A 12,406-nucleotide genomic window follows, 5' to 3' on the forward strand; every position below is an offset into this window, starting at 1 on the left:
TCAGAACCTATACGCTACGCCTGCGCTGAATGACCTGCCGTTGCCAGGCAGGAAGATCGGCATGGCGGGCGTGGCCGTATTGCGGATGGCATAGCTGCTGGCATAGGTCTTGTCCGTCAGGTTGTCGGCCTGCACGTATCCGCTCCAATGCGCGTCGTGCTCGTATGCGACCTTGAAACCCAGCAAGGCATAGGCGTTCTGTTGCGTGCCCGGCGCATTGGCGTGGTTGGTCTCGGTGTCGCTCATCAGCCAGCGCAGATTGGGGCCGAAACGCCAGCCGCCCAGGCGGTACATCACCTCCGCGCTGAGCAAGTGGCGCGGCACGCCGGCGATACGGTTGCCCTGGTATTCGCCGCTGCGGAAGCGGAAATCACTGAGGGTATAGGCGATGCGGTAATCGAACACCCCCTCGCCGGGCGAGGGCAGACTGCCGTTGATGCCGGCTTCGATACCCTGGTGGCGGGTGCGTCCGGCGTAGTTGTAGGTGCCTGCCGGCGTACCGTTGGCGTTGGTGACGGACATCAGTTCGTCTTCGACGTTGCTGCGGTACAGGGACACGGTCCAGTTCAGATCCCGGCCGGCGACATTGAACGTGCCGTCTCCGCCGACTTCATAGGTCAGCGCGCGCTGCAGGTCGAGCTTGCTCATGGAGGTAACCGCGGTGGCGGGGTTCATGGGCGCGGGCACTTCGCCATTGACGATTTCCCAAAACGTGGGGGCTTCGTTGCTGCGGCTGACGTTGGCGTACCAACGCTGGGTGGCGGCAGGCTGCCAGATAATGCCCAGGCGCGGCGTGGCGTAGTTCCAGTCCTGGTCCAGGGTCTTGCCGCTATTGCGTTCGCGGGCGTCGCGCACGGCCTGGGTGTACTTCAGGTCGCCGACCAGGCTCAGTTGCTCGGTCACATGCCAATCCAGGCCGACCAGCGCGCTGCGGTTCTCGGCCTTGAGGTCATAGGCGCCGAACCGTTGCAGGCGGCGGCCATCGGCGGGGCGTATGGCGTAGAGATCGCGGTCCATGTCGCTGCGCTGCCAGTCGAGCGCGACGCGATAGTCCACGCTGCCAGCCTTGCCAGCCAATTGCCAAACCAGGCCGTAGGTATCGCCATCCGTCACGTTGGCGACCTGCGGATTGGTAAAGTCATCGTTGGTGCGCTGCCAATAGATGCCTGCGGTCTGGTTGAGCGCGTCCGTGCCCCAGTAGCTCCGGTTGGCGATGCGGAACTGGCTGGTGTCGCGATGCGGATCGCGCTTGTAGACGTTGTTGGCCAGGTCTTGCGGCGTATTGCCATCGCCCAGCACGCTGCGCGGGTCCTGGTACATGCGGGCCTTGGGCACGGGTTGGGGGATGTCGAACTTGAGGTCCGTGTAGGACAAGTAAGTACGGTTCTCGAAGGTGCCGCGGCGAAAGCCCAGGTTGCCCTGGAAGCTCGAGCGTTCGGACGAGGAATGGTGGCGGTAGCCGTCGGACTTGTCATAGCCGAAGCTGAAGCGGCCGTCCAGGCGCTCGTCCTCGAAGCCCTTGGATAGCGTGAGATTGCGGGTGCCGAAGCTGCCGCTGCCCAGGCGGATGACATCGCTCTGGGTTCCGGTCAGGGACTGGAAGTCGACCTCCCCGCCCAGCGTGGTCGCGCCGGGCGACAGCGCGTTGGCGCCGCGCCGCACGGTGACCAGGCCGGCGTTGCGCGGTTCCAGCAGGCTGATGATGAAGGAGCCGTCGGCGTCATTGAGCGGCAGACTGTCCTGCATCAGCAGGATGCCGCGGCTCAAGGGGTTGCTCTGGATGCCCGAACCGCGGATGTTCAGACGCGGCTGATCCAGTCCGCCGAAGAATTCCTGCACGATGACGCCGGGCTGGTAGTCCAGCGCGTCGCGCAGCGTGATCAGGCGCACTTCCTGCTGCGGCTGGGCCAGATTGGTACCGCCGGGCACGGTCTGCAATTCGGTCTGGGCCTGCTGCGGGCCGGGATCGAGGGCGCGGGTCAGGGATTGGCCGGACACGACCACGGGCGCCAGCGAGGGCACGGCCTGGCTGGCCGGGGCCACGCGCAGCTGGCCGGCTTCCTGGGCTAGGGCCGTGGACAGGCCGAGGGCGCTGAGAGTGAGGCTGGACGCCAGTTGGCGCAGGACGGGGGACGTCATGGGGATGCTTCCGCGTAGAGCTGAATGGGCTGGGTTACCAGGACAGATGGAACATGGCTTTGGCCAGCAAGACGATGCCGACCATGTGACAGAAGACGCTGATGTGCACGCGCCTGCGCAGCGCGCTGTGCAAACGCTGGCGCCGCGCCAGCGTCATGGCCGTGATCACGTGGACCAGCACGCTGGCGGCGAGCGCGATCTTGATCGACAGCAGCAGGCCGAAGGACGAACTGCCGGGGCTGGCAAGCGCGCCGCGGTACTGCCAGGCCATGCTCAGGCCAGCCAGGTACAACACCGCCACCGCCCAAGGCACCACGGCGCGCACGCGCGGGCCGAGCTGGCCGCCCAGTGCGCGGCGCACGTCCGCGGGCAGGCGCTTTTGCACGGGCTCCAGGAACAGCACCTCGAAGGTCACGGTGCCGACGAAGACGAAGGCAGCGAACAGGTGCAGAACGAGCAGAAAGGGATAGGTATTCATGGAAAGTCCGCTATCGGAAAACAGGAAATCGAGTGGCTCGCATGTACGAGTGGCTCGCATGTTCGAGTGGCTCGCATGTTCGAGTGGCTCGCATGCATCAGGGCTGCCCGCCGGCGGCCAGCAGTAGTTCGCGCAGGCGTTCCGCATCGGTTTTGGGCGTGCCGCCCGGCGGGCCGTTGCCGGAACACTCCGCCGGCCCCTCCAATGCGATGGGCGTGACGCGCCCCCGATGCACCATGACGCAACGGTCGACCAGCCCCAGCAGTTCCGCGGGGTCGTGGCTGATGCACAGCAAGGCCGCGCCGCTGCGGGCCAGTTCCTCGCCGCAGCAGGCAGCGAGCTGGCCGCGCAAGGCCGGGTCCAGCGCGCTGAAGGGCTCGTCCAGCATCAACAGGTCAGGCGCCAGCGCCAGGGCGCGGGCCAACGCGACGCGCTGTGCCATGCCGCCGGACAGCTCGCCGGGCCAGGACTGCATGGCGGCGTCCAGCCCCACGCGGCCCAGCCATTGCGCGGCCAGGGCGCGAGCCTGGGCAGGCGTATTTCCGGCCGCGCGCAGCGGCAAGGCGACGTTGTCCAGCGCGTGGCGCCATGGCAGCAGCCGAGGCTCTTGGAACATCAGCACGGGATGCCGGAAGCCGTTGCGCAGCGCGCCGCCGCTGGGGCGGGCCAAGCCGGCGGCCAGGCGCAACAGACTGCTCTTGCCCGCGCCGCTGGGGCCGATCAGCCCCAGCCGTTCGCCCGGGCGCAGCCGCAGGTTCACGTCCTGCAACACGGTCTGCGCGCCGTAGCGCAGCGACAGGGATTGCATCTCAAGCATGGCTGGGCTCCATCCAGCGGCCCAGCCGGCGCTGCAAGGGTTGCAGGAAGGCGAACTCCAGCAAGGCCACCAGGCCCAGGATCAGCAGGACCCAGGCGAACAGTTCGGCGGTGTCGAACGTGCTGCGGGCGTTGGCCAGCGCGTAGCCCACGCCATTCTCCGCGCCCAGCACTTCAGCCATCACCACCAGCCGCACGCCACCGCAGGCGGCGATCAGCAGCGCCGCCAGCAGCGGCGCGCTGAGCGCCGGCAGATACAGATGGCGCAGGCGCAGCCAGGGGCCGTAGCGGTAGACGTGGGTCATCTCGATCAGTTTGCGGTCCACGTGCAGCATGCCCTTGACCGTGTTGACGTACATGCCGGGCGCCATCATCAGCGTCGTAATGAAGATCACCATGGGTGAGCCCAAGCCGAACCACAGCATGGCCAGCACCACGACGACCACCGGCGGCATGGCCATCAGCAGCCAGCGCAGCGGTTCGATCAAGCCGCGCAGGCGCGCGCTATGTCCGGCCAGCACGCCCAGCGCGAAGCCGATGGAAGCGCCTGCCAGCACCCCTGCGCCAATACGCATCAGACTGACGCCCGCGTTGGCGAAGAATTGCGGGCTGCGCACCAGCGGACCGATCGCGCGCAGCGCTTCCCAAGGCGTGGCCATGAGCAGCGGACCGAGCTGGCGCGCAGCCACATGCCAGGCCAGCAAAAGCAGCAGCACGCCGGCTGCGCTCCAGGCGCGCGAGGTCCTCGCCGAGGCTCCCACGAAAGGACCTTTGGAGTGCTTGCTCATCAGGCCGGCCCTCATGGTCCGTAGAAGCCGGCGGGCGGCAAGGCGCCCCCGATGGCTTGCGGGAAACGGCCAGCCAGCAAGCGATACAGCGCCTCGATCTCGGGACGCGCGTCGCGGGCGCTGCGGCTTTGCAGGCGCGTGCCGCGAATGGCGGTCTCGATGGCCGCCAGGGGCAGATGCGGCAGGTGCTCGCGCACCAGCGCGGCGCAGTCGGCAGGATGCTCGGCACACCAGCGCGCGGAGGCGGCGTAGGCCTGGTCCACCGCGCGGCACAGTGCCGCGTCGCCCGCCACGCCCGCCGCGGCCATAACGCCGGCCTGCGGCAGCGTGGGTTGCGCGGGAAAGGCGGCGCTCCAGGCCTGTTCCAGGCTTTGGCCGCGATGCAGCGCCGGCGCCCCGGCGGTCTGTTCAGCTCGCCACAACAGCAGCGAAGCCATGGGCTCGACCAGCAGCGCCTGCCCTGCCTGGCCATTGAGCATCAGCGCGATGGCATCCTGTCCGTCGCGGGTACGGCGCAAGGCAACAGGAGCCAGGCCCCGCGCGGCATGCGCCTCCAGCAAGGTATCCAGCAGCACGGCGGGCAGATCGCGCTGAAATGGCACCACCAGTTCGCGGCCAGCCAGATCGTCGAAGGTCCGAACCGCCGGATCGCGGCTGACCAGCCACAGGATGCCCCATACGGAGATGTTCAACAGGCGCACAGGCATGCCGCGGTTGTGCAGCAAGGCCGGCAGCGTGCAGGGAGCGGCGCTGAAATCCAGATCCCCGCTCACCAGCAGCGTGCGCAACTGGTCCGGCGTCTGCCACAGGCGGAAGCGCAACTGCCCGGCGTGTTCCGCCAGCGCGCCGGTGGCCGCCATGTGCATCAGGGGATAGCTGACCACGGCGCCGGGGCCTGCCAGTGTCAAGACGGCGCGGCGCTCCGGCGGCGCCGCGCGCAGGGCCCCCGCCGCGGGCAGCAGGGCCGCTCCCAGGGCCGCCGCGCAGAAGCGGCGGCGCATGTGCAAGTCGTTCATTGAGTTTCAAATAAGAATTGTTATCGTTTAAGATTCTCCCATTCACACTGAAAGACCCAGAATGACAAATATCAATCTGGCCGGCGCGGCGGTGGCCGCCCTGCTGGCAAGGCATCCGCTGCTGCAAGGCTTGCCGCCGGGCGTGGCCCAGGAAGTCGCGGTCGACCTGCTGCGCGGCGCCAGCCCGCTACGGGCCGAGGCGGGGCAGATCCTGTTCAGCGAAGGCGACGAGGCCTCCAGCTACGTGCTGATAGAAAGCGGCCAGGCCGAGGTCATGCGCTACAGCTACAACGGCGATGAACGCGTGTTCCGTGTGTTCGAGCCGGGCCAGTTGATGGCGGAGGCGGCCATGTTCATGCCTCACGGCCGCTACCCCATGCAGGCTCGCGCCCGCAGCGCGCTGCAGGGCTGGCGCCTGTGCCGCCGCCAGTTGCACGATGCTTGCCGCCGCTGCCCGGAGCTGGCGCTCAAGCTGCTGGCCGCGCTCAGCAAGAGCCTGTACGACCAGGTCAACAAAGTGGACTGGATGACTTCCAGTTCAGCGCCCGAGCGGCTGGCGAATTACCTCATGGGCCTGCACGAACGCCAGGGCGCGGCGCTGACGCTGCCGCTGAACCAGCGCCAGCTTGCCGCTCACCTGGGCATCCGCGCCGAAACCTTGAGCCGCCTGCTCAACGACTGGCAGACGCAGGGCTACATCAGCGGCAAGCGTTGCCAATGGGCGGTGCACGATCCAGCGCATCTGGCCAGGCTCGCGACGATGGCGAAGCGGCCGTTCTGACAGCGAGGCCGTGCCCACGCCACACGCTGGCCAGGAATGATCCCACTCTGGGCGCCAATGACTTTTGTCATCGGAGCAACGCCGGTGAGCGTCGGACAATGCAGGCAGATCCTCTCCCCCGCTCCCATGTCCGAATCCGCCTCTCCCCTTGCGCCTGTCCCGGCGGCTCCCCCGATCACGGAAGCAGACATCCGGCAACTGGTGCACCGCTTCTATGCGCAAGTGCGCCAGGATGAAACCCTCGGTCCGATATTCGATTCCCGCGTGTCGGACTGGGACCACCACCTGGACCTGCTGTGCGATTTCTGGTCGGCGCTGCTGTTGGGCACGCGCCGCTTCAAGGGCGCACCGATTCCCGCCCATGCGCGCATCCCGGATCTTTCCTGGCCGCTGTTCCAGCGCTGGCTGGCCCTGTTCCATGGCGTCACCGCCGGGCTCGGCCAGCCGGCCTTGCAGGCCCAGGCCGACGCCATGGCCGAACGCATCGCGGCCAAGCTGTGGAGCGTGTGGCAGCAGCGCCAAAGTCTGCCGCGCCTGCCCGACTCGCTGCCTGAAGGCGTGCGGCCCTACCGCGACAGCCCCGTGTTCACGCCCGACAACCTGCCGGCCGGTTTGCTTGCGGCGCATACGACCAAGGCAGGCACCTGGGGCTTGTTGAAGGTGCACGCCGGCGTGCTGCGCTACACGCTGGATGATCCGCCGCACGCCGAAGTGGTGCTGACGGCCGGACAGCAAGTGCTGATAGAACCGCAGGTGCGGCACCATGTGGCGTTCGAACTCCCGGGCAGCTTTCAGATTACGTTCTGCCGCGCCGACGGTCCGCAAGACGGAACCTGACCGACTTCGCCTGGACTGCGCCGCAATCGTCGCCCGCTAGCGGCGAGCCGCCTTTGCTTCAGCCGGCCGCGGCGCTGAGATGCTCATAAAGAATCGCCGCGCCTATCCCCATCAGCGCGATCCCGCCCAGGATCTCGGCCCGCTTGCCGGCAACGCTGCCCAGCACCCGCCCGAGCATCACGCCCAGAGTCACCATCAAGGTGGTCGCCAGGCCGATGGCGATGGCCGCCACCACGATGTTCACGTCCACGAATGCCAGACCCACGCCGACCGCCATGGCATCGATGCTGGTGGCCAAGCCCGTTGCGGCCAGAAGCCAGAAGGAATGGCGGGTGACGGGCGCGGTATCTTCGTCTTCCTCCTTGAGGCCGTTGCGTACCATGAGCAAGCCCAGGGTACAGAGCATTGCGAAGGCGATCCAATGGTCCCAGGCGACCACGTACCGGGCGGCGACGGAACCCAGTCCCCAGCCTATCACTGGGGTGATGGCTTCGATCACGCCGAAGATCAGCCCTGTGCGCAGGGCTTCCGGGAATCGGGGCTTGTAGAGCGCGGCGCCTTTGCTGATGGCGGCGGCGAAGGCGTCCGTGGACATGGCGAACGCGAGAACGATGATGGCGACGGCATTCATATGAGGAAGGATCCTGCTGGGCGGAAACGGCACGGATCTTCCGCGCCGCCCGGCGTCGCGCGAAAAATCCGTGGTCTCGCCAAGCATGGATGCCGCCTGCGCCATGGCTGAGCCAGCCAAGAATGTTGACGCAAGCCCCTGCGGAACTGGCCGCAGGGAGGCTACTCCCCAAAGAGTGAAACCAGTCTAGCAGAGCCTGCTGACCAGTGTGTTACAGCGCTACTCCCCGCGTATTCCCGCCTTCTCGATCACCTCCTTCCAGCCCTTGGCCTCCCTGTCCACCCATTCCTGTGCCTGCGCCTTGCCCGCGAACGGCCCGCGCATGCCCAGCACGGCCATGCTTTGCTGGAACTCCGGCATGGCGTAGACCTTGGCCAGCGTGTCTTCCCATACCTGCGCGATTTCTTTAGGCGTGCCCTTGGGCGCCATCACCAGGAATGCGAACGACACGTCGTAGTTTTTCAAGCCAGCCACGCCCGATTGCGCCGCGGTGGGGACTTCAGGCAGGTCGGCGTCGCGTTCCTTGCCCGACACCGCCAAGGCCTTCAGCTTGCCCGCCCGTACATGCGGCAGGACGCCGGGCGTGGCAAGAAAGGCAGCCTGTATCTGATCGCCCAACAGCGCGTTGACGGCGGGCGCGTTGCCGCGGTACGGCACATGCGCGACTTCCAAGCCGGCCGCGAGACGGAGCTTCTCGAAGGCCAGGTTGCCGGGGCTGCCGTAGCCGGCGGAGGCATAAGTGATGCGGTTGGCCTTGGCGTAGCGCAGGAATTCGTTCAGCGTGTTGATGCCAAGCTCCGGACGCACCGCTAGCGCCAACCCGAAGGATCCGGCCAAGCTCAGCGGTTCCAGTCGCTGGGTGACGTCCTTGTCCAGCCCCCTGAAGATGTATGGATTGACGGTCATGAGCGTGTCTAGCGTCATCAGCAGCGTATAGCCATCCGGCGCCGCCTGCGCCACGGACTGGGCGCCGATGTTGCCGGACGCGCCGGAGCGGTTCTCGACGACGATGGTCTGGCCCAGGATCTTGCCGGCATGCTGCGCGATGGCGCGGGCTTCGAGGTCCAGGGGACCCGCCGGCGGAAAGTTGACGATGAGGCGGACGGGACGCGAGGGGTAGTCGGACGCCATGGCAACCGAGGTTCCGGCCGCGAGCAGCGCCGTACAGAACAGCAAGGACTTGATCATGCTTGGCTCCTGGATGGGCCGGCCTGCTGGCCGGCGCCTCTGCGGGTTGTCAGGCGATGGCGGAAGGATGCGGACTGGTTTCGGCGTGGCGGATCATGTTGCGCGACAACTCCAGCAGCAAGTCGGCGCGCAGCGCGCTAGCGGCGGGGTCGTCCCACAGGTTGCGCAGCTCGTGGGGATCTTCATGCAGATCGTAGAGTTCGCCCCAAGCGGCATCGGCATAGACACTGAGCCGGTGGCGCGGCGTCTGCAAGGTGCGCATGCGGGTGCGGCCGGGAAAACCGAACATGGTGCGCTGGCCCTCTTCCTCGATCAGCACCGCGTCGCGCACGCGCTCGGCCCCGCCCGACATGAGGGGCAGCAGCGAGGCGCCCTGCATGCCGTTGTAGGCCGGCAGGCCGGCGCGCGCCAGCACGGTGGCGGCGATGTCGGCGGTGGAACACAGCGCCTGGCTGCGCGCAGCGGCGGGCGCTGCCTGCGGATCGCGCCAGATGAAGGGCGTGCGGATCAGGCTCTGGTAATGGATCGGCCCCTTGAGCAGCAGTTGGTGATCGCCGAAGTAGTCGCCGTGGTCGCTGGTGAAGATGACGACGGTGTTGTCGTCCAGCCCCATCTCGCGCAGCGCCTGCATCACGCGCCCGATGGTGGCGTCGATGTGGCTGATGGAGCCGTAGTTCAGCGCGATGGCCTCGCGCGCCTCGCGCTCGGTGCAGGCAAAGATGGCGGGCGTGTGCTTGACGGCCTTGCCCTGGTCGCGCTGCTGGTGCATCCAGGCTACATGGGGCGGCGGCTGATGGCCCGGCTCGGCGCTGGCGTGGAACGACTCCGGCAGGGCCACGTCTTCGGGGCGGTACATGTCCCAGTACTTGCCGTGGGGCGTGAAAGGATGGTGCGGATCGGGGAACGAGCACTGGATGAAGAACGGCTTGCCGCTGGCCGCGTTGTCGCGCAACTGCGCGATGGTCTGGTCGCCAATGTAGGCGGTGGTGGAGCATTCTTCCGGCACGCGGGTGCGCCAGGCTTGATGGTGCTCTGTCAGTACATAGCCCGGCGCCGGCAAGGCATGCTCGGGCCCCCACAGGTGTCGCGCCTCTGGATGTTCGCGGGCCAGCCAGCGCTCGTAATGGCCCCAGACCTGGTCGCCGTGATCCACCGCCAGCGCCACGCGCTCGAAGCCGTAGAACGGCGTATCCAGATCATGTCCAGGATCCGTGCGCCACAGCGGGCCCCATTCCTGGTCGTAGTTGCCGGGCTCGGCGGTCCAGGCCTCGCCCTGCGCGCCGTCGCCAGCCGGCGGCCAGACGGCTGGCTTGCCGGTCATGTTCTGCAAGTGCGATTTGCCGATCAATGCGGTGGCGTAGCCCGCGCCGCGCAAGCGGTCGACGAAGGTGGTGGCGCGCTGCGACAGCGGAATCCCGTTGTGGCGCACGCCGTGCACCGAGGGCATGCGGCCGGTCATCAAAGTGGCGCGGTTGGGCATGCAGATGGGCGACGCCACATAAAAGCGGTCCGCCGACCACCCCTGCCGCGCCAGCGCGTCCAGCTCCGGCGTGCGCAGCATGGCGTTGCCGTAGCTGCCTAGATGATCCGCGCGCTGCTGATCCGTGATGAATAGCAGGAAATTCGGCTGCATCGTGTCTCCTCGCCGCCGGCTTTGCGCCGGCCTGGCTCTGTTGTCAGGCCATTATGTGTAGAGGAGGCATAAATTGATAATGAATTAATATTACTGAGCCATAACCCTGTATTTATGCCTCGAGGACGCCCGCATGGACTGGACCCACCGCATCCGCCTGCGCCACCTGGCCATCCTGGTGCGCCTGTGCGAAACCCGCAACCTGAGCCAGGTCGCGTCGGAACTCAACATCACGCAGCCGGCGCTGTCGAAGTGGCTGAAGGACCTGGAAGCGGACATCGGCCTGACGCTGTTTGACCGCCATGCGCGCGGCATCGAGCCCACGCTTTACGGACTGGAACTGCGCACGCATGCGCGCGAGATCCTGGGCAAGCTGGGCCGCGCCCAGGACACCATGGCGCAACTGGCCCGCGGCGCCACCGGCACGCTGGCGGTGGGCGTCACGCCCAATATCGCGCCGGTGCTGCTGCCGCCCAGCATCCGGCGCTTTCGCGAACACTATCCACGCGTGCTGCTGCGGCTGGCCGAGAACACGCTGGACTACCTGCTGCCGCTGATGCAGGAAGGCACGTTCGACGTGCTGGTGGGACGCCTGGAACAGCACTCGCTGCCGCGCAACCTGCACTACGAAGAGTTGTACGGAGAGCCTATCTGCCTGGCCGTGGGCACGGCCCATCCGCTGGCGAACAAGCGCAAGGTGACATGGCAGGACGTGCAGCAGTACCCCTGGATCGCGCCTGGCCCGTCAACACCGATGCGGATACGCATCGATTACGAACTGGCGCTGGCCGGCCAGCCCGCGCCCTGGCATCAGGTGGAATCGTCGTCGGTGCTGGTCAACCTGGCGCTGCTGGACGGCTCGGATCTGGTGCTGCCGATCTCGGAACGTCTGGCGCTGCATTTCGCGAAGCAGCACATGATCAAGGTATTGCCGCTGGCGATGCGCAGCCGCGGGATGACAGGCATGGTCTGGCGCGACGCCGCACTGGCTTCAGAGCATGCGGCGTACTTCATGGAGTGCCTGCGGCTGGCACGATGACGGCAATAAGAAATGGCAGATAATCCACGGCACTCCCTGCCGCCAGTCCAGAGGCCGGCGCGCAAATGCGCCAACCAGTCCTGAACGGAATATCCATGACCCGATCCGAATACGAAACCGAACTGCTGCGCATCCTACGCGCCCACGGCGCCGCGGCCAGCGCTACGTTGACGGCCTTGATCGCCGCCTTGCCCCCCAAGGCGCGCGAGATCCATTTCGTAGTGTTCCCCGACCAGGACGGTGAAGGCACGTTCTCCGTGGTGGCCAGCCTGGAAGGCCCAGACCTGTTCGTGCTCAACAAGGCCATCGAAGGCCACCGCTACCTGTTCGACGTGCGCCACACGGAAGACGGCGTCAAGCCCGAGGTGCCGCTGTTCGCGTCCGATGAAGCCGGATTCAACGTGCAGGACGTCATCGTCGACACGGCGATACAGTGGGTGGCGGAACTATGGCAGGCCAGCGGCAGCTCGCCGCTGCCTGGATTGGTATACGGAGAAGAAGGCTACGGGACGCGCGAGCCGCTCGCATTGCCCGCATAGCGCCGCGGCGAGCCTATGCCGCCACGGCCAACGCCCTCACCAGGCCACATGGAACATTGCCTTGGCCAGCACCACGATCAGCACCATGTGGCAGAACACGCTGACATGCATGCGCCGGCTCAAGGCCCCGGTCAGGCGCTGGCGCCGCGCCAGCGTCAGGGCGGTGGCGACATGGACCAGCACGCTCAAGGCCAGCGCGATCTTCAATGACAACAGGATGCCGAAGGACGAGGCGAACGGATCGGCGAGCGCGCTGCGGTATTGCCAGGCCAGGCCCAGGCCGGCCAGGTACAGCACGACGACCGACCACGGCAGCACGGATCGCACGCGCGGCGCCAGCTGACTGCCCAGCGCGCGGCGCACGTCGGGCGGCAGGCGCTTGTGCACGGGCTCCAGGAACAGCACCTCGAAGGTGACCGTGCCGACGAAGAGGAAGGCGGCGAGCAGGTGCAGGATGAGCAGCAAGGGGTAGGTATTCATGGCTGCGTACGGGAGTGACCATCAATCAGGATTGTCCCATC

13 protein-coding genes and 1 riboswitch are annotated in these 12,406 nt (G+C 67.0%); of the genes, 4 read left to right on the top strand and 9 right to left on the bottom strand.

Translation table 11 applies throughout. The features are described from left to right. From FOC84_RS06020 to FOC84_RS06040, 5 genes are all read right to left on the bottom strand, one after another. Window positions 1-2,139 carry a TonB-dependent receptor family protein gene (locus FOC84_RS06020; protein WP_173143624.1) on the bottom strand — a complete coding sequence of 713 codons (2,139 nt, stop codon included), beginning with the start codon at window positions 2,137-2,139 and terminating at the stop codon, window positions 1-3. A gap of 34 nt (window positions 2,140-2,173) precedes the next feature. Then, complete coding sequence (locus tag FOC84_RS06025) at window positions 2,174-2,617, bottom strand: CopD family copper resistance protein (protein WP_173143625.1); 444 nt, start codon at window positions 2,615-2,617, stop codon at window positions 2,174-2,176. Between the two features lie 97 nt (window positions 2,618-2,714). Continuing rightward, entirely contained in the window at window positions 2,715-3,434 is a 720-nt protein-coding gene (locus FOC84_RS06030) for an ATP-binding cassette domain-containing protein (protein ID WP_173143626.1), read from the bottom strand. After that, on the bottom strand, window positions 3,427-4,221 hold the full coding sequence (locus tag FOC84_RS06035) for an ABC transporter permease (protein ID WP_173143627.1): 795 nt from the start codon (window positions 4,219-4,221) through the stop codon (window positions 3,427-3,429). Before FOC84_RS06035 ends, FOC84_RS06030 begins: the two co-directional genes overlap by 8 nt. An 11-nt stretch (window positions 4,222-4,232) precedes the next feature. Further along, a complete protein-coding gene (locus tag FOC84_RS06040) occupies window positions 4,233-5,237 on the bottom strand; it encodes an ABC transporter substrate-binding protein (RefSeq protein ID WP_254241919.1) in 1,005 nt (334 codons plus the stop codon). A gap of 61 nt (window positions 5,238-5,298) precedes the next feature. Between FOC84_RS06040 and FOC84_RS06045 the strand changes: the two genes are divergently transcribed. Both FOC84_RS06045 and FOC84_RS06050 read left to right on the top strand, forming a co-directional pair. Further along, window positions 5,299-6,018 carry a Crp/Fnr family transcriptional regulator gene (locus tag FOC84_RS06045; protein WP_173143628.1) on the top strand — a complete coding sequence of 240 codons (720 nt, stop codon included), beginning with the start codon at window positions 5,299-5,301 and terminating at the stop codon, window positions 6,016-6,018. 126 nt (window positions 6,019-6,144) lie between these two features. Next, window positions 6,145-6,855 carry a DUF1971 domain-containing protein gene (locus FOC84_RS06050; RefSeq protein ID WP_173143629.1) on the top strand — a complete coding sequence of 237 codons (711 nt, stop codon included), beginning with the start codon at window positions 6,145-6,147 and terminating at the stop codon, window positions 6,853-6,855. Window positions 6,856-6,913: 58 nt separating this feature from the next. Here the strand turns inward: FOC84_RS06050 and mntP are convergent, their stop codons facing one another. The 3 genes from mntP to FOC84_RS06065 all read right to left on the bottom strand — a co-directional run bounded on the left by mntP (window position 6,914) and on the right by FOC84_RS06065 (window position 10,307). After that, a complete protein-coding gene (gene mntP, locus FOC84_RS06055; RefSeq protein ID WP_173143630.1) occupies window positions 6,914-7,486 on the bottom strand; it encodes a manganese efflux pump MntP in 573 nt (190 codons plus the stop codon). 6 nt (window positions 7,487-7,492) lie between these two features. Next, window positions 7,493-7,672: riboswitch (yybP-ykoY riboswitch) on the bottom strand. A 33-nt stretch (window positions 7,673-7,705) separates the two neighbouring features. Next, window positions 7,706-8,674, bottom strand: coding sequence for a Bug family tripartite tricarboxylate transporter substrate binding protein (locus FOC84_RS06060; protein WP_173143631.1), 969 nt, complete (start codon window positions 8,672-8,674; stop codon window positions 7,706-7,708). Window positions 8,675-8,723: 49 nt separating this feature from the next. Next, window positions 8,724-10,307, bottom strand: coding sequence for a sulfatase family protein (locus tag FOC84_RS06065; protein ID WP_173143632.1), 1,584 nt, complete (start codon window positions 10,305-10,307; stop codon window positions 8,724-8,726). Between the two features lie 133 nt (window positions 10,308-10,440). Between FOC84_RS06065 and FOC84_RS06070 the strand changes: the two genes are divergently transcribed. Both FOC84_RS06070 and FOC84_RS06075 read left to right on the top strand, forming a co-directional pair. Continuing rightward, window positions 10,441-11,346 carry a LysR family transcriptional regulator gene (locus FOC84_RS06070; RefSeq protein WP_173143633.1) on the top strand — a complete coding sequence of 302 codons (906 nt, stop codon included), beginning with the start codon at window positions 10,441-10,443 and terminating at the stop codon, window positions 11,344-11,346. Between the two features lie 95 nt (window positions 11,347-11,441). Further along, window positions 11,442-11,885, top strand: coding sequence for a DUF6389 family protein (locus tag FOC84_RS06075; protein ID WP_173143634.1), 444 nt, complete (start codon window positions 11,442-11,444; stop codon window positions 11,883-11,885). A gap of 36 nt (window positions 11,886-11,921) precedes the next feature. On the opposite strand, the gene FOC84_RS06080 is transcribed toward FOC84_RS06075, so the two are convergent. Further along, window positions 11,922-12,365, bottom strand: a complete 444-nt coding sequence (locus tag FOC84_RS06080) for a CopD family copper resistance protein (protein ID WP_173143635.1) — start codon at window positions 12,363-12,365, stop codon at window positions 11,922-11,924. Between the last annotated feature and the right edge of the window lie 41 nt (window positions 12,366-12,406).

The organism is Achromobacter pestifer (genome assembly GCF_013267355.1).
Lineage (GTDB): Bacteria > Pseudomonadota > Gammaproteobacteria > Burkholderiales > Burkholderiaceae_B > Achromobacter > Achromobacter pestifer_A.